Origin of the sequence: Burkholderia sp. AU33803 (assembly GCF_002223095.1) — a bacterium.
In the GTDB taxonomy this organism is placed as follows: domain Bacteria; phylum Pseudomonadota; class Gammaproteobacteria; order Burkholderiales; family Burkholderiaceae; genus Burkholderia.
This window is the reverse complement of the sequence record NZ_NKFJ01000008.1, coordinates 110647-133652: the sequence shown is the minus strand read 5'-3', so window position 1 is coordinate 133652 and position 23006 is coordinate 110647. Positions and strand designations below refer to the sequence as shown.

At 65.7% G+C, this 23006-nt stretch carries 21 protein-coding genes and 2 pseudogenes; 19 read left to right on the top strand and 4 right to left on the bottom strand.

Annotated elements, in window-relative coordinates; translation table 11 throughout:
- Positions 1 to 308: 308 nt before the first annotated feature.
- The 17 genes and pseudogenes from CFB41_RS32155 to CFB41_RS32075 all read left to right on the top strand — a co-directional run.
- Positions 309 to 983 (top strand): alpha/beta fold hydrolase, encoded by a 675-nt coding sequence (locus tag CFB41_RS32155; RefSeq protein WP_256941326.1) that lies wholly within the window; start codon positions 309 to 311, stop codon positions 981 to 983.
- A 78-nt stretch (positions 984 to 1061) separates the two neighbouring features.
- Positions 1062 to 1607: a GNAT family N-acetyltransferase gene (locus CFB41_RS32150; protein WP_089459368.1), complete on the top strand. Its 546-nt coding sequence runs from the start codon at positions 1062 to 1064 to the stop codon at positions 1605 to 1607.
- 31 nt (positions 1608 to 1638) lie between these two features.
- Positions 1639 to 3144: an MFS transporter gene (locus tag CFB41_RS32145; RefSeq protein ID WP_256941325.1), complete on the top strand. Its 1506-nt coding sequence runs from the start codon at positions 1639 to 1641 to the stop codon at positions 3142 to 3144.
- Between the two features lie 219 nt (positions 3145 to 3363).
- Entirely contained in the window at positions 3364 to 3921 is a 558-nt protein-coding gene (locus tag CFB41_RS32140; protein WP_179250262.1) for a GNAT family N-acetyltransferase, read from the top strand.
- A gap of 30 nt (positions 3922 to 3951) precedes the next feature.
- Positions 3952 to 4893, top strand: a complete 942-nt coding sequence (locus CFB41_RS32135) for an ABC transporter substrate-binding protein (RefSeq protein ID WP_089459365.1) — start codon at positions 3952 to 3954, stop codon at positions 4891 to 4893.
- 118 nt (positions 4894 to 5011) lie between these two features.
- A complete protein-coding gene (locus tag CFB41_RS32130; protein ID WP_089459364.1) occupies positions 5012 to 7489 on the top strand; it encodes a TonB-dependent siderophore receptor in 2478 nt (825 codons plus the stop codon).
- A 151-nt stretch (positions 7490 to 7640) separates the two neighbouring features.
- Entirely contained in the window at positions 7641 to 8642 is a 1002-nt protein-coding gene (locus CFB41_RS32125) for an LLM class flavin-dependent oxidoreductase (RefSeq protein WP_089459736.1), read from the top strand.
- A gap of 43 nt (positions 8643 to 8685) precedes the next feature.
- The gene (locus CFB41_RS32120; RefSeq protein ID WP_089459363.1) at positions 8686 to 10008 is read left to right on the top strand and encodes an LLM class flavin-dependent oxidoreductase; all 1323 of its coding nucleotides are present in this window, start codon (positions 8686 to 8688) and stop codon (positions 10006 to 10008) included.
- Complete coding sequence (locus tag CFB41_RS38905) at positions 10008 to 11819, top strand: amino acid ABC transporter permease/ATP-binding protein (RefSeq protein ID WP_089459362.1); 1812 nt, start codon at positions 10008 to 10010, stop codon at positions 11817 to 11819. The genes CFB41_RS32120 and CFB41_RS38905 overlap by 1 nt, the downstream gene beginning before the upstream one ends.
- 78 nt (positions 11820 to 11897) lie before the next feature.
- Entirely contained in the window at positions 11898 to 12947 is a 1050-nt protein-coding gene (locus CFB41_RS32110; RefSeq protein WP_373558635.1) for an LLM class flavin-dependent oxidoreductase, read from the top strand.
- A 162-nt stretch (positions 12948 to 13109) separates the two neighbouring features.
- Complete coding sequence (locus CFB41_RS32105; RefSeq protein ID WP_089459361.1) at positions 13110 to 13799, top strand: energy transducer TonB; 690 nt, start codon at positions 13110 to 13112, stop codon at positions 13797 to 13799.
- A 69-nt stretch (positions 13800 to 13868) separates the two neighbouring features.
- Positions 13869 to 14795 carry a MotA/TolQ/ExbB proton channel family protein gene (locus CFB41_RS32100; protein ID WP_089459360.1) on the top strand — a complete coding sequence of 309 codons (927 nt, stop codon included), beginning with the start codon at positions 13869 to 13871 and terminating at the stop codon, positions 14793 to 14795.
- 12 nt (positions 14796 to 14807) lie between these two features.
- Positions 14808 to 15239 (top strand): biopolymer transporter ExbD, encoded by a 432-nt coding sequence (locus CFB41_RS32095; protein WP_089459359.1) that lies wholly within the window; start codon positions 14808 to 14810, stop codon positions 15237 to 15239.
- 3 nt (positions 15240 to 15242) lie between these two features.
- Positions 15243 to 15674, top strand: a complete 432-nt coding sequence (locus tag CFB41_RS32090; RefSeq protein WP_089459358.1) for a biopolymer transporter ExbD — start codon at positions 15243 to 15245, stop codon at positions 15672 to 15674.
- A 162-nt stretch (positions 15675 to 15836) separates the two neighbouring features.
- Positions 15837 to 17180 carry an LLM class flavin-dependent oxidoreductase gene (locus CFB41_RS32085; RefSeq protein WP_089459734.1) on the top strand — a complete coding sequence of 448 codons (1344 nt, stop codon included), beginning with the start codon at positions 15837 to 15839 and terminating at the stop codon, positions 17178 to 17180.
- 208 nt (positions 17181 to 17388) lie between these two features.
- Positions 17389 to 17757: pseudogene (locus CFB41_RS32080) on the top strand (methyl-accepting chemotaxis protein); the annotation flags it as partial.
- A gap of 48 nt (positions 17758 to 17805) precedes the next feature.
- Positions 17806 to 18063 (top strand): annotated as a pseudogene (locus CFB41_RS32075) (ammonia channel protein); the annotation flags it as partial.
- Positions 18064 to 18237: 174 nt separating this feature from the next.
- On the opposite strand, the gene CFB41_RS32070 reads toward CFB41_RS32075, so the two are convergent.
- The gene (locus CFB41_RS32070) at positions 18238 to 19143 is read right to left on the bottom strand and encodes a LysR family transcriptional regulator (protein ID WP_089459357.1); all 906 of its coding nucleotides are present in this window, start codon (positions 19141 to 19143) and stop codon (positions 18238 to 18240) included.
- 103 nt (positions 19144 to 19246) lie between these two features.
- On the opposite strand from CFB41_RS32070, the gene CFB41_RS32065 reads away from it, so the two are divergent.
- Entirely contained in the window at positions 19247 to 20122 is an 876-nt protein-coding gene (locus CFB41_RS32065; RefSeq protein WP_089459356.1) for an aldo/keto reductase family oxidoreductase, read from the top strand.
- Positions 20123 to 20336: 214 nt separating this feature from the next.
- Here CFB41_RS32065 and CFB41_RS32060 read toward each other — a convergent pair whose 3' ends face one another.
- Both CFB41_RS32060 and CFB41_RS32055 read right to left on the bottom strand, forming a co-directional pair.
- Positions 20337 to 20735: a cupin domain-containing protein gene (locus CFB41_RS32060; protein WP_071336112.1), complete on the bottom strand. Its 399-nt coding sequence runs from the start codon at positions 20733 to 20735 to the stop codon at positions 20337 to 20339.
- Between the two features lie 124 nt (positions 20736 to 20859).
- Positions 20860 to 21723, bottom strand: coding sequence for an SDR family oxidoreductase (locus tag CFB41_RS32055; protein ID WP_089459732.1), 864 nt, complete (start codon positions 21721 to 21723; stop codon positions 20860 to 20862).
- 110 nt (positions 21724 to 21833) lie between these two features.
- Here CFB41_RS32055 and CFB41_RS32050 point away from each other — a divergent pair, with 110 nt between their 5' ends.
- A complete protein-coding gene (locus CFB41_RS32050) occupies positions 21834 to 22733 on the top strand; it encodes a LysR family transcriptional regulator (protein ID WP_089444547.1) in 900 nt (299 codons plus the stop codon).
- Positions 22734 to 22775: 42 nt separating this feature from the next.
- On the opposite strand, the gene CFB41_RS38385 is transcribed toward CFB41_RS32050, so the two are convergent.
- Positions 22776 to 22946 carry a hypothetical protein gene (locus CFB41_RS38385; RefSeq protein WP_162999306.1) on the bottom strand — a complete coding sequence of 57 codons (171 nt, stop codon included), beginning with the start codon at positions 22944 to 22946 and terminating at the stop codon, positions 22776 to 22778.
- Positions 22947 to 23006 lie beyond the last annotated feature (60 nt).

The window sequence follows — 23006 nt, the reverse complement described above, 5'->3', positions numbered from 1 at the left end:
GGCTTGCGAGCGCATCGGTGGCGATGATCGGGCACGCGTCGAATACCGCTGAATGTTGCTGGCGTTGCCGCGCGCGTTGCGCCGGGCATCCGGGATTCGATATCTGCGCGCGGCAGCGAAGCATCATACCAATCGGTATTTTGAGCGCGTCCGAGGTTGACTAAGATCAAGCCCTCGGGCGGACGCCCGTATCGCCAACCGGTCCGCCCACGCCTGAATCATGGACAACCGCACAGATTCCCCACCGCTCATTTCCCTGCCTGAAAGCGAGCACCGCCCACTCTCGGTGCGCGCGAAGGCGCTCGTGTTTGCCGATCCCGCGTCACGCGCCGTGCTGCGTTTCGTCGAGCAGATCGGGCCGAGCGCAAAGCGGCGCTTATCACGGCGACGAGACGCTGCTCGACTATCTCGCGCTGTTCGACCGTTACAAGGGCGCGCGCAACGTGCTCGTCGCGCATTCGCTCGGCACGGGCAGCACGCTCGCGTTGCTCGATCGGCTCGCGACGCTCGGGCGGCCGCATGAAGCAAGCGGCGCGCTGCAGCTCGGCACGCAGCTCGCGCGCCCGGTGACCCGGCCACCGGCATTGCCGGGCTGGCTGCTCGAATGGATCAAGCCGGTGTTCGCACGGCGGTTTCGGCGGCTCGCATGGCATCCGCAAGCCGATCCGGCGCTGGTCGCGTACGAGTCGCGCGTGGCGCGCCGCAACCGGATGGCGACGTTCCAGGCCGTGCTGCGCGGCGCGCCGTGGCCCGACGCGGCGCGGCTGGCCGTGCTCGACGTGCCGGTCGCCGTGCTGGCCGGCGATGCCGATGGATTGACGCCGCCGGCCGGCGGGCGCGCGCTGGCCGACGCGTTGCCGAATGCGACGTTCGACGTGCTGGCCGCCTGCGGGCATCAGTTGATGCTCGAGCGGCCCGATCAGGTCGGCGCCGCATTGCGTGCGCTGCTCGAGCGCACCGTTCAGCCGGCGCCGTCGGCTTGAGCGTCGATGTATGCATCGGCCGATGGATCATGACAACCCGGCCCGGGGTTCGGGCAACGGTGGAAGAGGAGGCGTTTGATGTCTGAAGTCGAAGTTTCGTTGGATCGGCAGGACCGGCTCGTCCATGTGTCGGCCCGGGATCCGCTCGCGCAGCCGCTGTTCGACGAGCTGGCGTACGAGTACAGCAGCCGTTACGCGGCCTATATCCCGGAGGAGGAACTCGCCAGGGAGCTCGTGCGCTATCCGGTCGAAGCGTTCGCGCCGCCTCATGGCGCGTTCCTGCTGCTGTTGCGTGAGGGCCGGGCGATCGCGGGCGGGGCGTTCATGCGTCATCACACGCCGGCCACCGCGGAGTTCAAGCGGATCTGGGTGAGTCGCGCGCATCGCCGTCAGGGGTTGGCGCGGCGCGTGCTGGCCGAGCTGGAGGCGCAGGCGGTCCGGCAAGGCTACACGCGCGTGCATCTGGGAACCGGGCCGCGGCAACCCGAAGCGGTCGGCCTTTACCGGTCCTCCGGCTATACGCTGCTGTCGTCGCACGATTTCGGCGAGGACGCGCCGCCCGGTGTGTTGTTCGAGAAATATCTGCTGCCGGTTCAGCCGGTGCACACCGGCAACGTGGAATGAGTCGATGACGCCGGACGAGCCGCATGCTTGCGTGCAAACCGAGCTTGCAGATGCCGTTGCCCGCGCGCGACCGTCCGGCCGGTTCGGCTGGCTCGCGCGACGGCTCGATGCGCGCGGTGCTTCGCACGACACCCGTGCCGACATCGTGCTGGGCATCTGCGTCGCGATGGGTTTCACCACGCTGCTCGATCAGGCGATCTTCACGCTTGCGGTGCCGGCGCTCAGGAGTGGACTGCACGCGTCGACAGCGGAAATACAGCTGATCACGTCGGTCTATTCCATCGCGTTCGGTATCGCGCTCGTCCCTGCCGGCAGGCTGGGCGACGTGATCGGGCGCCGCCAGCTGTTTCTGGTCGGGCTCGCGATGTTTACCGGTTTCAGCGTACTGGGCGGATTGGCGGACGACGCCGGAACGGTGATCGCCGCACGCGTGCTGCAAGGGCTCGGCGCGGGGATGATCAATACGCAGATATTCGGCTTGATCCAGGACTTGTTCACCGGCACGGCGCAAGCCAGGGCGCTCGGGCGATACGCGATGGCAGGCGGCTTGTCGGCGCTCGTCGGCCCGCTTCTCGGCGGGCTGGTGCTTGCATCGGTTCCGCCGGACATCGGCTGGCGGCTGCTGTTCCTCGTCAATGCCCCGTTCGGCGTTGCCGTCTTCTGCGTGGCGTTTCGGTATTTGCCGCGCCACCGGCCGTCGGCTCGCCCGTTTTCGATCGACCTGATCGGGTTGATGCTTTTGTCCGCGATCACGCTCGCGCTCATGCTCGCCACGTTGGTCGGGAGTGCCGCGATGCCGTCGCGGCGCGTGTGCTTCGCGGTCGCGCTGGCCGGGCTGCCGTTGTTTCTCGCGTGGGAGGTCGCGTATCAGCGTCGCGGCGGCACGCCGATCCTGTCGCGCAGTCTGGTCGGTTCGCGCGGCTATGTGCTCGGTACGATCGTCGCGATGTGCCAGTTTGCTGCGGGCGTCACGCTCGGGATGGTCAGTGCGCTGTTCTTTCTCGACGGCTTGCATGTCGACCCGCTGCGCTATGCCGCGCTGTCGATTCCTGCCGCGCTGGCATCGACTGCAGCGGCGATGTGGAGCTGGCGTTTCGTCCGCCGCTTCGGCCGCGGCGGGACCGTGCTCGCGATAGCGTGTCATGCGCTTGCCGTCGCCGCGCAAGGTTGCGCGGCCGAATTCCTCGAGATTCGCTGGATCGTCCTCACCTATCCCGCGATCGTGTTGCTGCAGGGCGTCGCCAGCGGCCTGATCCATGCGCCGAATCAGGCGATGACGCTCGCGGCGATCGGCCAGGATGAAGGGCGCGGGCTGGCTGCAGGGTTTCTGCAGCTATCGCAGCGGCTTGCGTGCTCGATCGGCATGTCGTGGGGAACCGGTGTGTTCCTGGTGCAGGCATCGTCTTCCGCCGGGTTGACGGCATACCGCGATGCATTCGTCGAAGTGCTGATGCCGATATTGCTGTTGGTCGCCGGCGCGTTCCTGGCGGCATGCGCGGACTGGGCAAGCAGACGAGCGCAGTGCCCAGCAACGTGACCGGCAGGGCGATCGATGTTTTCGGTGCAAGTCGACCTTTACGATATGTCATCCTGATTATGTGTATCTGTGTGCATAACGATTTCAAAAATGCTTGGTTTGCGCATGAATGGTTAACGCGCACTATTGGGCCTCGCGACACAGGAAATTAACCGTGTCGAACAAATCGTTCCAATCCGGCAAATCAGAGGCAGATGACTCGAAGCATCTGGCGTATCAGTGACAGACGAAGTAATCGACACATCCCCGCTTGATCCGCTCGCGCTGCCCATGTTCGACGAGTTGTCGGTCGAGTATTCCACGCGCTATCAGGACTTTCGCTCGGTGCCCTCGGCAGTCGTGCGCGATGAACTCCTGACGTACCCGGCCGAACTGTTTGCACCGCCCGACGGCGCGTTCGTGCTGATTCGCCGGGGCGACGAAGTCGTCGGCGGCGGCGCATTCCAGCGCTACGACGCAACGACCGCCGAGCTCAAGCGCATCTGGGCGCATTCCGGCGTGCGTCGTCAGGGCGTTGCGCGCCGCGTGGTGGCCGAACTGGAATCCCGTGCGTTGCGGCAAGGCTACCGGCGCGTCTATCTCACGACCGGATTTCGTCAACCGGAGGCCTCCGCGCTCTATGCCGGCACCGGCTATGTACCGCTATACGATCCGGCGATTGCACCGGAAGTGCATTGGCGGCTGCCGTTCGCCAAGGATCTGCTCGAGCCGGGCCGTACCGATCGTTTGCAGGATTTGAAGCCGGACCGGCCGTTGGGTCGGCCGTTCGGCGCATGACGGATGAACACTTCTACGGGATATCGAAACATGAATCGTCGTCGCGGAATCAGGCTGGCAGTGTCCGGCGCGCTTGCCCTCGTCGTCATGGGCGTGGCCGGCCTCGCACAGTCGGCGTCATCGTTGAATCTGAGCCCCGATCAGCAAGATCGCCCGCGCGGCACGCCGGATGCCGCGGCCATCAAGCTGATTCCGGAGAACTTCCGCTTCGTCGAGAAGGGCGTGCTGACGGTCGGGATCTCGGTGAGCGTTCCGCCGATCAGTGTGTATGCCACGGATGCGAAAACGATCGTCGGGGCCGATCCGGATCTCGCACAACTGGTGGCGGACGAACTCGGCCTGAAGCTCAAGCTCGTGCCGCTTGCATGGGCGGACTGGCCGCTCGCCGTCGCGTCGGGGAAAGTCGACGCGGTACTGTCGAATGTGACCGTGACCGAGGCGCGCAAGCAGAAGTTCGACTTCTCGACCTATCGCCGCGACGTGCTCGGCTTCTACGTCGAGCAGAACAGCGCGATCAAGCAGATTCGCGAGTCGAAGGATATTGCCGGACTGCGGGTCATCGGTGACTCGGGCACCAACCAGGAAAAAATCCTGTTGGCATGGGACAAGGAAAACGTCGCGCACGGGCTGAAGCCGATTCACGTGCTGTATTACGAGGATCCATCCGTGCGCACGCTGGCGCTGGCATCGGGGCGCGCCGACGCGATTTTCAGCGTCAATGCGGTGCTGGCTTACCAGGTGAGCCAGGGGGCGAAGATCAGGCAGGTCGGCGCGGTAAGCGGCGGGTGGCCTCGCACGGCAGAGCTAGCTGTCACGACTCGCAAGGACGGCGGGCTAGCGGCGCCCATTACCTATGCGATCAACGACCTCATTCAGAACGGCAAATACCGCCAGGTATTGAGCCGCTGGAATCTCGACAGCGAGGCGATCACCAAGGCCTCGACCAATCCGCCGGGGCTTCCCGATCTCTGATTCGGTCTTGAGCGGATGAAGCAGGACCGCCACCCGGAATGGCGTTTCGTAAATAGTATGTACTACTACTGAAAGGCAGCTCGCTACGTGCCTTCAATCGACAAGGGGCAGAGAAATCATGCGGCACAAACGGGGCGAAGGGGTTTCGCCGAAGACGCGCAGGACAGTGATATCGGTGGCGGTGGCGGCTGGCGTTTTTCATGGCGCGGCCTGGGCGCAGGAAGCGGGAGCGGGGGACGCAGCGGCAGCGGTCGCGACACCGGCGAGTAGCGCGGTCGCACCGGCATCGTCGGCTTCGGCCGCACCGGACGGCAAGGTACAGGTTCAGGATCGCGTCGTGATTACCGGTTCGCGCACCGAGACGCGCGCGAGCAAGAGCCTGACGCCGATCGACGTGATCGGCGGCGATCAGTTGCGCGCGACGGGGCAGACCAACCTGCGCGATGCGCTGGTGAAACTGTCGCCGTCGATCACGCGGACCTCGAACTCGGGCGATACCGGCGTATTGACCGACACGCTGTCACTGCATGGCCTGACGCCCGACCACGTGCTCGTGCTGGTGAACGGCAAGCGCCGCCACACGACGGCCAACATCACGCTCGACCCGGGCCTGAACCAGGGCTCGACCGGCGTGGATATCGATACCATTCCGGTGGGCCTGATCGACCATATCGAAGTGCTGCGTGACGGTGCCTCCGCGCAGTACGGTTCCGATGCGATCGCAGGCGTGATCAACATCATCCTGAAGCGCAACACGCACGGCGGCGAACTCGCGACGACCAACGGACAGACGTATTCGGGCGACGGCTTCAAGACCAGCGAATCCGCGACGATCGGCCTGAACATCGCCGACAAGGGCTTCCTCGATCTGAGCGCCGGATTCGACCGGCAGAACCACACGATCCGCACGGGTCCCGACGACTATTTCGGGCGGTTTCCGCAGGGGCAGGGCTATTACAACCCGATCCTCGGCGACCCGTCCAGCTCGCGCGAGACGGTCGGTTTCAACGCCGGCTACTACCTCGGCGACGACGTCGAGCTCTACGGGTTCGGCACCTATGCGCACCGGAACGGCGATGCGTACCAGAACTATCGTCCACCGTCGGTCCTGCCGCAGGTCTACCCGAACGGGTTCGTGCCGGTCGAAACGATCAACGAGAACGATTACTCGGTGACGGCCGGTGTCAAGGGCAAGAACCTGTTCGGCTGGGCATGGGATCTGAGCACGACCTATGGCGGCGACTACAGCGTGTTCGGAATGCGCAATTCCGCCAACACGGGGTTGTACGCGGCAACGGGATCAACGCCGACCACCTTCCATCTGTCGACCGTCAGCAACACCCAGTTGACGAACAACCTCGACTTGTCGCGGGCATTCAACGTCCCGCTGCTGCCCGCACCGCTGAATGTCGCCGTGGGCGTCGAGCAGCGTCGCGAAACCTATACGATCCGCAATGGCGAGCAGGCATCGTGGATCGACGGCGGGTCGGCTGCGTTGCCGGGGCTCGCGCTGGTCAGCGCGAGCGACATCTCGCGCAACGTGATCGGCACGTACGTCGATCTGTCGACCTACCTGACGCCGAAGTGGCAGGTGAATCTTGCCGGGCGCTACGAGCACTACAACGACGTCGGCGACACGACCAACGGCAAGATCGCGACCCGTTACCAGTTCTCGCCGGCCATCGCGGTTCGCGGCAGCGTGAGTTCGGGCTTTCGTGCGCCGTCGCTGGCCCAGGAGTCCTATACCAGCGTGACCACGTCGCCGGCCTCGGTGGGCGGCATCCTGGCAACGACATCGCCCGGCGCGCGCCTGATCGGCGCGCAGGCGCTGAAGCCCGAGCAGTCGACCAGCTACAACTTCGGATTGGTGCTCAATCCCGTTCGCAACCTGCAGCTGACGATCGATGCGTACCAGATCAATATCCGTAACCGGATCGTTCTTGGCGGAACCGCGTCGGGTGCCGCGGCCATCGCCGCGCTCGAAGGGGCGGGCCTGAGCGTGCCGGGCTCGGTGCCGGCATCGGCGGTCAGCGCGAGTTACTTCACCAATGGCGCCAACACGCGCACGCGCGGGATCGACCTGGCCGGCACCTATCACACCGGGTTCGGTCGCTACGGCCAGGTGGACTGGGATTTCGGCGTGAACCTGAATACGACGTCGGTCACGCGCGTGGCGAACGGATCGAACGGGAAGCCGTCGCTGAACGGACAGCAGATCGCGTCGCTGTCCACGACGACACCGAAGAACAAGATCATCATCGGCGGCACCTGGCGTCTCGACAAGTGGGCGGTCACGCTGCATGAAACGCGCTACGGGAAGACCTCGGGCGAGGGGACGTACTTCGTCGGTCCGAACGCGTTCTCGACGTCGCAGTTCGTTCACTACGAGGAAGCTGCCCGGTACGTGACCGACCTGGAAGTGCGCTATGACGTGACCAAGCAGTTTCAGATCGCGGCGGGCGCGCAAAACCTGTTCGACGTTCGTCCGAGCAAGCTGCCTTTCGAGACGCAACTGGAAGGTATTCAGTACAGCGGCGGCAGCACGATCGGCGTCAACGGCGGATTTTATTATCTGCGCGCGCGCTATCTGTTCTGATCGAACGACCATATCCATAGCAGAAATGACCGTAACGGGGCGTTGATCCGGTATCCATAATGACTGGTCTGCCCGGTGTTTTCTGTTGTATCGGCACCCGCCGGACGCCGCTTCGTTCCGGCGGGCCGGCCGTTCTAAAAGGTTGAGCTTCATGTCTTATTCCCTTTCGATTCTCGACAAAAGCCCGATTGCAGAAGGGGCGAGCGCGCACGACGCACTGAATTTCTCGATCGCGCTCGCGAAGCGTGCCGAAGCGCTCGGCTACAAGCGCTACTGGATCGCGGAACACCACGGCGCGCCCGGGCTCGCGAGCTCGGCACCGGAAATCGTCGTGTCGCATTTGCTCGCGCACACATCCCGAATTCGCGTCGGATCGGGCGGCGTGATGCTTCAACATTACAGCCCTTACAAGGTCGCCGAATCGTTTCGCGTGCTGGCGTCCATCGCGCCGGGCCGCGTCGACCTCGGCGTGGGCAAGGCCCCCGGCGGGCTGCCGCTCTCCACGCGCGCATTGCAGTGGTTTCACGACAAGTCGAAGAAGCCGGATTTCGCCGGACAACTCGCCGAGCTCGATGCATTTCTCGGCGACGGCGTCGCGCCGGATCATCCGCTGGCCGGCGCGCTCGCACTGCCTTCTCCTGCGGAGCCGCCGCAGCGGATCCTGCTGGGCGGCAGCCCGGAAAGCGCCGAACTGGCTGCGCGGCATGGGTGGCAGTTCTGCTACGCGGGCCATTTCAACGGCGACGTTGCCAATATCGAGCGGTCGATCGACGTCTATCGCGACGCGACGGGCCGCGTGCCGCTGCTCGCGCTGTTCGCGGTCGCGGCGGGGTCGTCCGAAGACGCGAAACGTCAGGTCGGCGCACTGAGGATCTTCAAGCTGCGTTTCGGAGACAGGCAGAGCGTCAACCTGCCAAGCGCGGAGGCGGCGGCCGACTTCGCGCGCCAGATCGGCGTGACGGACTACCGGATCGACGAACTGCATCCGCAGGTGCTGGCCGGTACCGCGCAAGAAGTGCACCGGGAGCTGGATGCGCTGCACGAGCGTTTCGGGATCGACGAGTTCGTGATCGACAACCCGGTGACGGACCCGGCGAAACGTCTCGCCTCGGTCGAGGCGCTGGCACGCGTCGAGCAGCCGATCGTCGTTTGACTGCGATTCACGCCTTTTCCATTCTTCGCATGCGGATCTGAACATGACCCAACGTAACCTGACATTCGGACTGATCCTTCACGGCGCCGGCGGCCACATGAATTCGTGGAAGCATCCGGCCGGCCCGGCGGACGCAAGCGTCAATATCGATTTCGTCACCGGCATCGCGCAGAAGGCCGAAGCGAACGGCGTGGCCTTCGTGTTCGTCGCGGACGGCCTCTACATCAACGAGAAGTCGATCCCGCATTTCCTGAACCGCTTCGAGCCGATCTCGATCCTGTCCGCGCTTGCGACGGCGACATCGAGGATCGGGCTCGCCGGCACGCTGTCCACGTCGTACAGCCATCCGTTCACGGTGGCCCGCCAGTTCGCGTCGCTCGACCTGATCAGCGGCGGGCGTGCCGGATGGAACGTCGTGACGTCGCCGCTCGAGGGTTCGGCGAAGAACTACGGCGGCGAACATCCGGATCATGCGCTGCGTTACGAGATCGCCGACGAATATCTGGAGACGGTGCAAGGCTTGTGGGACAGCTGGGACGACGACGCGTTCGTGCGAGACCGCACGAGCGGCCGCTTCTTCGACCGTGACAAACTGCACACGCTGAACCACAAGGGCCGTTTTTTCGAGGTCGCCGGGCCGCTCAACATCCAGCGCTCGCCGCAGGGGCAACCGGTGATTTTCCAGGCCGGCTCGTCGGATGCGGGCATCGAGCTGGCCGGCAAGTATGCCGATGCGGTGTTCACGCACGCGCCGTCGCTGGACGAGACGCGCGCATTTGCCGAGCGCGTGCGCGACAGCGCGGTGGCGCACGGTCGCGCGCGCACCGACGTGAAGATCTTCCCCGGCATCGGGCCGATCGTCGGCGCGACGCGCGAGGAAGCCGACGCGAAATACCGCGCGATTCGCGACCTGCTGACGATCGACGAGGCGCTGGCCTACCTCGGCCGCTTTTTCGAGCATCACGACTTTTCGCAGTATCCGCTCGATGCGCCGTTCCCCGAGCTGGGCGAACTCGGCAGGAACAGTTTCCGCTCCACGACCGATCGCATCAAGGAAGAGGCCAGGAAAAACGGCTCGACGCTCAGGGAAGTCGCGCTTGAAGTCGCCACGCCGAAACCGGGGTTCATCGGCACCGGAGAGGACGTCGCGGACGAACTGATCCGCTGGTTCGATGCAGGCGCGGCTGACGGCTTCATCCTCGGCTTCCAGGTGCAGAAGGAAGGGCTCGATGATTTCGTCCGTTACGTGATTCCCGCACTCGAAGCGCGAGGCCGCTACGACCGCGCGTTACCGGGTGCCACGCTGCGCGACCATCTCGGCTTGCCGCGCCGCGCAAGCCGCTACGCAACCGCAGAGACCGCGTGATGAACGACCTCTCCCGGCTTGCCGGCCGCGCACCGTTCGTGCCCGACACCGCGGCGCCGGCGGGCCCTGACTACGCGGATTACCGCGTCGTTCCCGCCCGCTATCCGGCGAGAACGGCCGGCACCGTCGCGGCGATCGTGCTGATCGCGGCCGTCCTCTATTCGGTGCTCGGCAATCCGCGCTGGGGCTGGAACGTCTTTGCCCACTGGTTTTTCTCGGAAGCCGTGCTCGCGGGTCTCGGGCAGACGCTGCTGTTGACGGCGCTCGGTGCGGTGCTCGGCTTCGCGCTGGCCATTCCGCTCGCGCTCGCGCGGCTCTCGCGTTCGCCGCTGGTGTCGTCGTGCTCATGGGCGTACATCTGGCTGTTTCGCTCGATTCCAACCATCGTCCTGCTGCTGTTGCTGAACAATCTCGGCTATCTGTACGACACGGTCAGGCTGGGTATCCCGTTCACGGACATCGTGTTCCTGCGTGGCCCGACCACGGATCTGATCACGCCGTTCATGGCGGCCGTTCTCGGGCTCACGCTGACGCAGGCCGCGTTTGCGGCAGAGGCGATCCGCGGCGGCATCCTGTCGGTCGATCACGGGCAACGCGAAGCCGCGGCCGCGCTCGGGCTGCCGCGCGCGCGACAGACCTGGCGCATCGTGTTGCCCCAGGCGATGCGCGCGATCCTGCCTGCCGCGTTCAACGACGTGATCGGCCTCGCGAAGGGCACCGCGGTCGTCTATATCCTCGCGATGCCGGATCTGTTCTACACGGTGCAGATCATTTACCACCGCAATCTGGAAGTGATCCCGATGCTGATGGTCGCGACCGTCTGGTATCTGGTGATCCTGACCGTGCTGTCGGCGATCCAGGTGCATATCGAGCGCCACTATGCGCGCGGTGCGACGCGCGATGCGGTCGCCGTGCCGGGCCTCTTCGCAGTCCTGCACAAAATCCGTCTTGCGTTCGAGGCATCGCCGTTCCGTCGCTCGGTGGCGGGCACGCGGCCTGACGCTGCTGCCGCGCCGAGTGCGGAGACTGCCGGCTGGGCGAAGCAGCGCGTCGGCGCGGCCGTCGGCATTCATCGCGTATCGAAGAGTTTCGGGTCGTTGAAGGTGCTCGACAACGTATCGCTGGCGATCCCGTCCGGGAGCGTGACGGTCGTGCTCGGGCAGTCGGGATCCGGCAAGTCGACGCTGTTGCGCACCATCAACCATCTGGAGCGCGTGGACGAGGGCTTCATCGACATCGACGGCGAACTGGTCGGTTATCGCCGCGACGGGCGCACGCTGTACGAGCTCAAGGAAAAGGACATCCTGCGCCGCCGCGCCGAAGTCGGCATGGTGTTTCAGAGTTTCAACCTGTTCCCGCATCTGACCGTGCTCGAGAACATCGTCGAGGCGCCGGTCGCGGCCGGCCTGCCGCGTGCCGAGGCGGAAGCGGAAGCACGCGCGCTGCTCGCCCGGGTGGGCCTGGCCGGCAAGGCCGACGCGTGGCCGCGCCAGTTGTCGGGCGGGCAGCAGCAGCGCGTCGCGATCGCGCGCGCGCTTGCGCTGAAGCCCAAGGTGTTGCTGTTCGACGAGCCGACTTCCGCGCTTGATCCCGAACTCGTGAACGAAGTGCTCGACGTGATTCGTCAGCTTGCCCGTTCGGGGACCACGCTGATCATCGTGACGCACGAAATCGGTTTCGCGCGGGAAGTGGCGGACACGATCGTTTTCATGGACGGCGGGCGCGTCGTGGAGTCGGGGCCGCCGTCGGCGGTGCTGGCGACCCCGACGCATCCGCGCACGCGCGAGTTCCTGTCGAAGGTGTTGTCGTAGCGGGGCCGCGCATGGCCGCATGATCCGCCGGCGTATCGCACGGGCGACAGGGGCCGCGACCACCGCAAATGACGAAGGATGAAAAAGGTGAGCAACGTACGCATTGATCATATTGCGTTCCTGACGCCGGGCAATTATCCCGGCGAGGACGCGCGTGCGGGATTCGAGCGGACGCTCGAACTGTTCCGCGTGGGCGAGGCGCTGGGTTACGACAGCGCGTGGGTTCGGCAGCGCCATCTCGAGCGCGCCGTATCGTCGGCTGCCACGTTTCTCGCGGCGGCGAGCCAACGGACGACCCGGATCGGGCTCGGCGCGGCGGTGATCCAGATGGGCTACGAGAATCCGTTCCGGCTGGCCGAGGATCTCGCGACCGTGGACGTGTTGTCGCACGGCCGGCTCAATGTCGGGCTCAGCGCGGGCGCGCCGAATCACGGCGCGCTGCTCGGCGAGCGCCTGTTCGATACCGATCCGGATCTGGTCGATTTCTCGCATGCGCGTGTGGCGCGCCTGCGCCGCAATCTCGCCGGCGATTGGCTCGGCGACGACGACACGTTCGTGGAGTCGGCCGCGGGCAGGGTGCGGCCGCGCGTGAGCCCTTATGCGCCCGGATTGACGGGCCGGCTCTGGTATGGAGGCGGTTCGAGGCGTTCGATCGAGTGGGCTGCCAAAAACGGCTTCAACCTGCTGATCGGCAATCTGACGACGGGCGAGGGGACGGACAGTTACGTCGATGCTCAACTCCGGCAACTCCAGCTGTATCGCGCGTATTGGAGCGAGTCCGTCGCTCCGCGTATCGCGCTGGGCCGCGTGATCGTGCCGACCGACGGTGCGAATGCACGCGAGCGTGAACGCTATCGCGCATTCGCCGAAGGCCGCCATGCGCGCACGCTAGCGCCGCAGGGTGAGCGGCGCACGCTGTTCGCGCCGGATCTCGTCGGTACGTCGGACGAGATCGTCGAGCGGTTGCTTGCCGACCCGGTGGTCGGACAGGTGCATGAGTTGCGCCTCGAATTGCCTTACGACCTGCCGTTCGAGAATTACCGCCAGATCCTGGAGGACTTCATCACGCATATCGCCCCGGCACTCGGCTGGCAGCCGGTTGGCGGGAGAGCGTCCGCGGCGGCCTGAGGTGATCGACATGACCTTCCATCGAATGCAGCCCGTGATCGAAGCCGGCGATGCGCCGGATGCGGCCGGGCACGCCGTGCGAGCGCGGCGCTTACGCACGCCCCGTGACGCACGGCGAGCGGGCGGTGACGCACCTTCGACCTCGTTGCAACTGGACCGAACATGACAACCGCTTCTCAATCGCAGCTCGCGACAATCGGCCGCCCGCGCCGCTTCGGCAACAAGCAGACTCATCCCGTACGCCGCTTCGGCGGCATCGCGATTGCGATCGTCCTGCATCTCGTGCTGGTCTGGGCGCTCGTGAACGGGCTCGCCACCCGGGTCGTCGAGATCGTCCAGCAACCGATCGAAACGCGAATCATCGTGCCGGTGAAGCCGCCTCCGCCACCGCCGCCGCCGAAGCCGGTCGAGAAGGTCGTGTCGAAGCCGCGGGTGGCCCCGCCGCCGCCGCCGTTCGTGCCGCCGCCGGAAGTACGCGTGCAGGCGCCGCCGCAGCCGACCATCACGCACCAGGACGTGCCGGCGCCGAGCGCCCCCGTACACGAGGCGCCGCCCGCGCCGGCGCCGGTGCCGGTCGCGAAGCCGGTGAACCGCGAGATCGGCGTGGTCTGCCCGAATTCGGACGAAGTCCGTTCGTCGATCGTCTACCCGTCGGAGGCGCAGGACAACAACATCACGGGCGATGTCACGGTCGAATTCACGGTGGACCCGGACGGCCGCGTCACGAACCTGCGGGTCGCGCAGCCGGCCGACCCGGTGCTCAATCGTGCGGCGCTCAACGCGGTCAAGCGGTTTCACTGCATTGCGCAGGGGGAGCCCGTGCGCGTACCGTTTTCCTTCAACCTGAATTGACGCTGGCCGCGGCAAGCCGTTCGACCGGGCCGGTTTTTCACATCGATACATGACGCATACGGAGTCCTTATGAACAAGCGCTTTCGTGCCGCGGTCGCGGCAAGTCTGATGATCACGGCCGGCATCGGCGGCACGCTGGTCGCACCGCAAGCCGTGCTTGCACAGCAAACGGTGGCATCCGCGCCGAGCCAGGCGGCCTCCGGCGGGGTGTCGACCTCCGCCGCGCCGGCTACCGCCAGTGCGCTGCCGCCGCCCGAGCCCGCGACGTCGGCAACCGTCGAGAATCCGTACGGCCTGGGGGCGCTGTGGGCAAACGGAGATTTTGTCGCCCGCTTCGTGCTCGGGCTGCTCGTGGTCATGTCGCTCGGCAGCTGGTACATCATGATCACCAAGTTTGTCGAGCAGGCGCGCGCGAACGGCCGCGCGAAATCCGCCGACGAGCAGGTCTGGAATGCGCCGACGCTGGCCGAGGGCGCCGCCCAGCTCGACGATGCGTCGCCGTTCCGCTTCATCGCCGAGAATGCGATCGAAGCGGGCGAACACCACGACACCGCGCTGCTCGATTCGGTCGACCGCAATACCTGGATCGACCTGAACATCGAGCGTTCGATCACCAGCGTATCGAACCGGCTGCAGGACGGCCTGGCCTTCCTGGGCACGGTCGGTTCCACCGCGCCGTTCGTCGGCCTGTTCGGCACCGTGTGGGGCATTTATCACGCGCTGACCGCCATCGGTATCGCGGGCCAGGCGTCGATCGACAAGGTCGCCGGCCCGGTCGGCGAGGCGCTGATCATGACGGCGATCGGCCTCGCCGTCGCCGTGCCGGCCGTGCTCGGCTACAACTTCCTCGTGCGCCGCAACAAGTCCGTGATGGAGCGCGTGCGCGATTTCGGCGCGCAGCTGCACACGGTATTGCTCGCGGGCGGCAGGCGCGCAGCGGGCGGCGTCCCGACGCCGGCGGCACAGGCGCCGCAGGCACTGGCTGTTCAGTCGTAAGCGGGGCGCGCCATGGCAATCAGTGTCGGCAGTGACGACAACGACGAGGTCATCTCGGCGATCAACACGACACCGCTGGTGGACGTGATGTTGGTGTTGCTGATCATCTTCCTGATCACGATCCCGGTGGTGACCCATACGATCCCGGTGCAATTGCCGGCAGAGCGCGTCCAGCCGCTGCAGACGCAGCCGAAAAGCGTCGAGATCGCGGTGAATCGGGAGGGCGACGTTTTCTGGGGCACGGAACATGTCGACCTGCCGACGCTGGTGGCCCGGCTGAAAGACGTCTCGGCGCAGGCGCCGCAGCCCGACGTGCACGTGCGCGGCGATCAGGCCACGCCGTACCAGTACATCGGCAAGGTGGTGACCGCGTGCGAGCGAGCCGGAATTGGCAAGGTCGCCTTCATTACGCAACCGCCCGCACGGGGCAGCCAGGGAGTTTGAACGATGAGCAGGAATGCAGGTGCCCGCGCGGGCAGGGACGACCCCGACGTGATGGTGGACATCAACACCACGCCGCTGATCGACGTGATGCTCGTGTTGCTGATCATGTTGATCATCACGATCCCGATCCAGATGCATTCGGTGAAGATGAACTTGCCGGTGGGGAATCCGCCGGTTCCGCCGCATCCGCCTCAGGTGGTGCAGATCGATGTCGGCGCCGACGGATCGGTCAACTGGGACGGCGTGGCGGTTCGCGGCGGAGCGGGGCTGGATGCGAAGTTCCGCGCAGTCGCGGCCGAAGCCGACCAGGACGAAATCCGCTTGCGCCCGGACAAGGCGGCGCCGTACCGCGCCGTTGCCGAAGTGCTCGCCTCGGCTCAACGCGAAGGGGCGACGAAAATCGGGTTGATCGGCAGCGAACAGTTCACGCAATGAATGGCGCGGCAGGTTCGTCGAGCGCCCGCGCGTCGGCGCGGGGTGGCAGGGCGCCGATCGTCGGGCCGGCAATGCGTGCCGTGCCGCCGCACCGATGAAGGCGACGCCGACATCGAAAGCTCGAGTAACTTGAACGTCAGTACAACCAATGAAAATGACATCATGAGCGAAGCGCAAACAGAGCGGGCCAACGGTCGGTCCACCCGGATTCACCTTGGCGCGACGATCCACGGCCCCGGTGGACATTACGCCGGATGGCGCCATCCCGACGCCGTGATCGACGCGAGCATCAATCCGGATTTTGCGAAGCGCGTGGCCCGCCAGGCCGAGGCGGCGAAGTTCGACTTCGTGTTCGTCGCGGACGGGCTGCACATCAACGCAAAATCGATTCCGCACTTCCTGAATCGTTTCGAGCCGCTCACGCTGCTGTCGGCACTGTCGGCCGTCACCGAGCGGGTGGGGCTGGTGGGAACGCTGTCGACGTCGTACAGCGAGCCGTTCACGGTTGCCCGACAGTTCGCGAGCCTCGATCACCTGAGCCGCGGGCGAGCGGGCTGGAACGTCGTGACGTCGCCGCTTGAAGGCTCCGCACGGAATTTCTCACGCACCGAGCATCCGGAACATGATGAGCGTTACCGGATCGCCGACGAATATCTCGAGGTGACGAAGGGGCTCTGGGATTCATGGGAGGAAGACGCTTTCGTGCGCGACCGCGCGAGCGGGGTGTTCTTCGATCCGGCCAAGCTCCATACGCTCGATCACAAGGGCAAGTATTTCTCGGTCGAGGGGCCGCTGAACGTGGGGCGTACGCCCCAGGCTCGCCCGATCCTGTTTCAGGCCGGTGCGTCCGAAGCCGGCAAGCAGCTCGCGGCTGCGCATGCGGATGCGGTTTTCACCCATCACGATACGCTCGCTCAAGCGCGCGAGTTCTATGCGGATCTCAAGCAGCAGCTGATCGAGCAGGGGCGTCAACCCGACGATCTGAAGATTTTTCAGGGGATCGGCGTGATCGTCGGGCGGACCGCCGAGGACGCGGAGCAGCAATACCAGGAGAGCCTGAAACTGATCACGATCGGCAGCGCGCTCGACCATCTGGGGCGTTTTTTCGAACATCACGATTTCGGCCAGTATGCGCTGGACGAGCCGTTTCCCGAGTTGGGCGAACTCGGCAGCAACAGTTTTCGCAGTGGGACTGACGAAATCAAGCGCAATGCGCGCACGCGGGGCCTGACGTTGCGCCAGGTCGCGCTCGAAGCAGCTGCACCGCGGCCGCGTTTCATCGGTACGCCCGAGCATATTGCGGACGGCTTGCAGGAATGGTTCGAAGCCGCCGCCGCGGACGGTTTCATCGTCGGCGGTGGTACGCCAAGGGCATTCACCGACTTCGTCGAGCAGGTCGTGCCGATCCTTCGGGAGAGAGGCCTGTTTCGTAGCGAGTACGAAGGCACGACCTTGCGTGACCATCTGGGCGTGCGCTATCCGAGAAATCGCTATTCCGCTGCATGATTCGGCGCAAACGCGATTTGGGGGCGGGCATGGTCAAGTGCCCGCCCGGCGCCCAATGTGGCAGCCGCACGCACTCCATTCAAGCTGCCGTCCCAGGATCTCGTTGACGATAAGCTTCATTGAATTCCGCCGCACCCCCCTGCTTAGCCTTTGCGTTTCTGCACCAGAAACTTGGCCAATTTTCACTAACGTTGCCAGCACGTTGCGCGTTCGCAGTCTGGCGCAGCGCAGCGCGCAGGCTGCGCGCGAAGTGAAGCAGCTGGTGGAGGAAGCGGTGCCCGGCGTGGAAGCGGCGTTGGTGCAGCAGGCCGGTGAGACGATGGGAAAAATTGTTGCATACGCTGCCGACGTCCGGTCCGTCGTCTCGGGCATTGCGCGTTCGGCGACCGAGCAGACACACGGTATCCAGGAGGTTAATCGAGCACTCATGCAGCTCGACGAAATGGTCCAGGAGAACGTTGCGCTGGTGGAGGAATTGGCGGCTGCATCTGCCGCTTTGCAGACACAGGCAGATGCGCTCGCGTCGAACATTGGCAGATTCAAAATAGACCGAGCATTCTTCCAAAATCACCTTTGAGGCGCCCGATGGTCCTAAACGGTCGGGTAAAAAGTGCCATTACATTGTTCATCGGTATTCGCGTCGCCGTCGCTAGGCGGAACCGGGATCTACGACTACGTCGCGAACAAGGTCGGCGACTACCACATCGGTGAACAACTGATTGCACAGTGCTGGGGCGTCGGGACGTCGCTCGTTTGGTCTGCGGTCGTGTCGGTGGTCGCATTCAAACTCGTCGATATGACGATAGGTCTGCGAGTCGACGGCGAGGGTGAACGCGAGGGGCTCGATGTCAGTTCGCACGGGGAGACCGCATACCATTCGTGACGATCAGCGTAGTCGCAACCGCGTCAGGCCGTTGCCGCCGATATCGGAATGCCGGGGAGCCAAACCTGGACAGGATCGTGGGTAGGAGGCTACCTGCAACCGCGGGAATCTCACCCGGCGGGTCTCCGCGAGCGATGGTCGCAGTCTGCTGCCTGGATACCTGCCGCCGGTCGTTCAATACCCGGCATCCGCCTTGATGAAATCGACGAACGCGCGCAGCGGCGCCGGCACGAAGCGTCGCCCGGGATAGTACAGATACGGGCCTGAGAACGGCCGCCACCAGCCGTCGAGCACGGGCTCGAGCACGCCGCTCGCGAGATGCGGGCGCAGCCAGTCTTCGTACAGATGCACGATGCCGAGTCCCGCGCACGCGGCATCCACGACGAGATCGACGGCGCCGCCGATTTGCACGACCAGCGGCCCCGACGGCTCCACGCGCACGACTTCGCCGTCGCGCTCGTACTCCCACGCCGGCATCGCGCCGCTCGCGAAGCGGCCGCGCAGGCACGCGTGACCGAGCAGGTCGCGCGGATGGGCCGGTCGGCCGCGGCGGTCGAGATAGGCGGGCGCCGCGGCAGTCGCGAAGCGTTGCGAGCGCGGGCCGATCGGCACGGCGATCATGTCCTGTTCGAGGCGCTCGTCGTAGCGAATGCCCGCGTCGCAACCGGCCGCGAGGATATCGACGAAGCGCTCGTCGGCCACGACCTCCAGCCGGATCTCCGGATACGCATCGAGAAAGCGCGGGACGATCGACGGCAGCACGAGCCGCGCCGCACTCATCGGAACGTTGAGCTTGAGCGTGCCGACCGGTTTCTCGCGGAACGTGTTGACCACGTCCAGCGCGGCCTCCACCTCGCTCAGCGCCGGCGTGAGCCGGGCGAGCAGGCGCTCCCCGGCTTCGGTCGGCGACACGCTGCGCGTCGTGCGATGCAGCAGCCGCACGCCGAGTTGCGCCTCCAGCCTGCGCACTGCTTCGCTGAGGCCCGACGCGCTTGCACCGGCCACGCGTGCGCCCTCGCGGAAGCCCTTTGCGCGGGCCACCGCGACGAACGCATTCAGATCGCCGAGATCGACTTGCATTGTTCGCCTTTTCGTACAGGTCGTGCGTATTATGACCGGTTATCGCGCAGTGCGACGCGGCGTAACCTGCGGTTCATTCTTCATTCGATGCAGGAGCAACGCCATGTCACCCATCGTTCAATCCGGTACGTTTTCTGTCGCGGGCCGCAGCGTTCACCGCCTCGGCTATGGCGCGATGCAACTGGCCGGGCCGGGCGTGTTCGGCCCGCCGAAGGACCGCGACGCGGCGCTCGCCGTGCTGCGCGAAGCCGTCGAAGCGGGCGTCGATCACATCGACACCAGCGATTTCTACGGCCCGCACGTGACGAACCGACTGATTCGCGAAGCGCTGCATCCGTATCGCGACAATCTGCTGATCGTGACAAAGATCGGCGCGAAGCGCGGCGACGACGGTTCGTGGCTGCCGGCATTTTCTGCCGACGCGCTCGCGGCCGCCGTGCACGACAATCTGCGCAACCTTGGCCTCGACGTGCTCGACGTCGTCAACCTGCGGATCATGTACGACGTGCACGGGCCGGCCGAGGGCTCGATCGAGGCGCCATTGACGGCACTGGCCGAGCTGCAGCGCCAGGGTCTCGTGCGGCATGTCGGGCTCAGCAACGTGACGGCCGCCCAGATCGCGGAAGGCCGGCGGATCTGCGACATCGTCTGCGTGCAGAATCATTACAACCTCGCGCACCGCGACGATGATGACCTGATCGATGCGCTCGGACGCGACGGCATCGCGTACGTCCCGTACTTTCCGCTCGGCGGGTTCAATCCGTTGCAGTCGTCGACGCTCGATGCGGTCGCCGCGCGGATCGGCGCGACGCCGATGCAGACCGCGCTCGCGTGGCTGCTGCGCCGCGCGCCGAACATCCTGCTGATTCCGGGCACGTCGTCGGTCGCGCATCTGCGCGAGAATCTGGCGGCCGGTGCGCTAACGTTGCCGGAGGACGCGGTGCGACAGCTCGATGGGGTCGCGGCGGCCGGCGGTTGAGGGTGCGTGTCGGCGGTCTTTCCGACGCGATGAGGTTCGCGCCGTTGCCACCGGGAATCGCGAGACCGACGCGCATGCGCGCCGGCTCTCGGAGAGCGCGTATTCGTGAGAAGGAGATCGGTGGCGGTGCCGCCCGGCTGTCCGAACGTGTGTGCAACGCGAGCCTGGAGGCGGCGCGCGGTCGGGCGACACCATCGACCGGCGGATGACCGCTTCAGCGAGCCTGCCCGAGCTGCTCGTCGATCGACCGCGTGAGCGGCGACTGCACGTCGCCGGTGTGCTTCGTCTGCACGGGTTCGATCAGCACGATCCAGCATTCTTCGTCAGCGACCGGATTGTGCAGCGTGCCGCGCGTCACCACGTGCATCGAGCCGGCCGGCAAGTCGACGACGCGGCCGCCTTCGTACTCAATCTTCAGATGCCCGCGCACGACGAAGAACAACTCGTCTTCATGCGCATGGTCGTGCCACACGAGCTGGCCGCGTACCTTTGCGACCTTCACGTACTGATCGTTGATCTGCGCGACGACCTTCGGCGACCAGTAGTCGGATACATCGGCGAACGCAGCTTCGAGGTCGAACGATTCGGCAAACGGAACGGCGGGGAGGGGCATCTCGTCTCCAGATCCAGGGGTACGCATGCGGTATCGAGACTGGCGCGAGGCCGGTCGTCGACAGGTAGGGAAAGCCGATTATAGGGACGCCGCCGCGACGCTGCACGACGGCGCCGCGCCGCCCTCAATGGGCCAGCGCGACCGCGAAGTCGCGGTACGTGCGCAGCGGGCGACCGAGGATCGCGGTCAGCCGCTCGACGTCGCCGGCCTGGGGCACCATGCCGTCGCTCACGTAGCGTTCGGCCATCAGCCGCATCTCGTATGCCATCCATTTCGGGATGAAGCCGGCCAGGTTGTTCTCGAACGCGGCCGGATCGTCGCCGCCGTACGCGACCGGCCGGCCCAGAATCTCCGACCAGATCGACGCCAGCTGCGGGCCCGTCAGCGTGTCGGGGCCGACCAGGTTGAGCGTCTCGACCGGCAACTTGCCCGGCGCGTCGTTGCGGCGGATCAGTTCGATCGCGGCAACTTCCGCGATGTCGCGCACGTCGACCATCGCGACGCCCTTGCTGCCGATCGGCATCGGATACACGCCGTGACCGACGATCACGTCCTTGACCATCCGTTCGTTTTCCATGAAATACGCAGGCCGCAGGATCGTCGCGCCGAAACCCATCTGCTCGATCATCCGCTCGGCGCCGGACTTCACCGCGAAGTGCGGCACGTTCACGAAGCGGTCGGCGTGCATGACCGACAGATAGACGAGGCGCTCGATTCCCGCCTCGCGCGCCAGATTCAGCGCGATCAGCGCCTGCGTGAACTCGTCGCCCGCGACGCCGTTGAGCAGGAACAGCGTGCGCACGCCGGCGAATGCGGTGCGCAGCGCGTCGAGATCGAGCATGTCGCCCTGGACGACGCTCACCGCGGCCGGGAAATCGGCCTTCGACGGATCGCGCACGAGCACGCGCACGTCGGCGCCGCGCTCGACAAGCTGATGGACGACGTGGCGGCCGACACGGCCGGTCGCACCGGTAACGAGAATGGTCATGATGTTCACTCCTGGGGTAACGGTTGAGTTGACTGCCCAGGTAAGTTAAGTGATCCACATATGATCCGGAAGATGTGATAAATAGACTCGGTGTCTCAATGGTGGAACACATGGACCTGCTCGCTCTCGCCGATTTCAATCTGGTCGCCCGTCACGGCAGCTTTGGCGAGGCCGCGCGCGCGGCCGGCCGCCCGAAGGCAACGCTGTCGCGCCGCGTGACCGAACTGGAGAACAGCCTCGCACTGCGTCTGTTCGAACGCGGCGCGCGCGGCGTGACGCTCACGCAGGAAGGGCGTGCGCTGTACGAGCGCACGGGCGCGCTGCTCGCGGAGCTGGCCGACAGCGCGTCGGCGATCGCGTCGGGCAGCGAACGCCCGCGCGGCCGGCTGCGCATCAGCGCGCCGATGCTGTTTTCCCAGCTCGCGATCGGCAAGCTCGTGGCGACGTTCGTGGCGAAGTATCCGGACGTGCGCCCGGACGTGACGACGGAAGATCGCCCCGTCGACATGATCGACGAAGGTTACGATCTCGTGATCCGCGTGAACCCGGACCCGGACGAACGGCTGATCGGGCGCGTGCTGCTGCGCGACCGGCTGGTCGTCGTGGCGGCGCCCGCTCTGGCGCGGCCGGCCGGCAACGCGGCCGTACCGGCCGTCGTCCGAGGCGTGGACGACGGGCGCGCGGCCTGGGACGTCACCGGCCCGGGCGGCAGCTCGCGCATAGCGTTCGAGCCCGTCGCACGGCTGTCGTCGCTGCCCATCGTGCGCGATACGGTCAGGCTCGGCCTCGGCGCCGCATGCCTGCCGGTGTCGCTCGTGAGCCGCGATCTAGTCGCCGGCACGCTCGTCAGCTGGGGCGACGTGCCGGGGCCGGAAATCGCGTTGTGGGCGCTCTATCCGTCGAGGCGACTGTTGAGCGCACGCGTCTCCGCGTTTCTCGATCATCTGAAGGACGCGTTTCCGGCCGGCACGCCGGAGGATCTCGCCGCGTACATCGAACCGGCGCGCTGAACCGGTGCCGCTCGCGATCCGATTGCCGCGACGATGCGGGCGCTACGTCCGGTCGCGATTGCGTGCGCGGGTCGCGCCGGTGATCACCGCGATGCCGAACAGAATGACGGCGACGATCTCGATGATGTGCTGCGATACGTGCAGCGTCATCAATCCCCACGCGACGCCGGCGATGAAAATGATCCAGCCGAGCAGGTAGATGAGCAGGGTCATCGCTGTTCTCCTTGTGGTTCGGGGTTCATCGGGCAAGCTGCCGCCGCGCGGCAGGCCGTT

Coding starts and splice junctions, on each gene's coding strand:
- CFB41_RS32150 (WP_089459368.1), top strand. CDS start 1,062: ATGTCTGAAGTCGAAGTTTCGTTGGATCGGCAGGACCGGCTCGTCCAT.
- CFB41_RS32135 (WP_089459365.1), top strand. CDS start 3,952: ATGAATCGTCGTCGCGGAATCAGGCTGGCAGTGTCCGGCGCGCTTGCC.
- CFB41_RS32130 (WP_089459364.1), top strand. CDS start 5,012: ATGCGGCACAAACGGGGCGAAGGGGTTTCGCCGAAGACGCGCAGGACA.
- CFB41_RS32125 (WP_089459736.1), top strand. CDS start 7,641: ATGTCTTATTCCCTTTCGATTCTCGACAAAAGCCCGATTGCAGAAGGG.
- CFB41_RS32120 (WP_089459363.1), top strand. CDS start 8,686: ATGACCCAACGTAACCTGACATTCGGACTGATCCTTCACGGCGCCGGC.
- CFB41_RS38905 (WP_089459362.1), top strand. CDS start 10,008: ATGAACGACCTCTCCCGGCTTGCCGGCCGCGCACCGTTCGTGCCCGAC.
- CFB41_RS32110 (WP_373558635.1), top strand. CDS start 11,898: ATGAAAAAGGTGAGCAACGTACGCATTGATCATATTGCGTTCCTGACG.
- CFB41_RS32105 (WP_089459361.1), top strand. CDS start 13,110: ATGACAACCGCTTCTCAATCGCAGCTCGCGACAATCGGCCGCCCGCGC.
- CFB41_RS32100 (WP_089459360.1), top strand. CDS start 13,869: ATGAACAAGCGCTTTCGTGCCGCGGTCGCGGCAAGTCTGATGATCACG.
- CFB41_RS32095 (WP_089459359.1), top strand. CDS start 14,808: ATGGCAATCAGTGTCGGCAGTGACGACAACGACGAGGTCATCTCGGCG.
- CFB41_RS32090 (WP_089459358.1), top strand. CDS start 15,243: ATGAGCAGGAATGCAGGTGCCCGCGCGGGCAGGGACGACCCCGACGTG.
- CFB41_RS32085 (WP_089459734.1), top strand. CDS start 15,837: ATGAGCGAAGCGCAAACAGAGCGGGCCAACGGTCGGTCCACCCGGATT.
- CFB41_RS32070 (WP_089459357.1), bottom strand. CDS start 19,143: ATGCAAGTCGATCTCGGCGATCTGAATGCGTTCGTCGCGGTGGCCCGC.
- CFB41_RS32065 (WP_089459356.1), top strand. CDS start 19,247: ATGTCACCCATCGTTCAATCCGGTACGTTTTCTGTCGCGGGCCGCAGC.
- CFB41_RS32060 (WP_071336112.1), bottom strand. CDS start 20,735: ATGCCCCTCCCCGCCGTTCCGTTTGCCGAATCGTTCGACCTCGAAGCT.
- CFB41_RS32055 (WP_089459732.1), bottom strand. CDS start 21,723: ATGACCATTCTCGTTACCGGTGCGACCGGCCGTGTCGGCCGCCACGTC.
- CFB41_RS32050 (WP_089444547.1), top strand. CDS start 21,834: ATGGACCTGCTCGCTCTCGCCGATTTCAATCTGGTCGCCCGTCACGGC.
- CFB41_RS38385 (WP_162999306.1), bottom strand. CDS start 22,946: ATGACCCTGCTCATCTACCTGCTCGGCTGGATCATTTTCATCGCCGGC.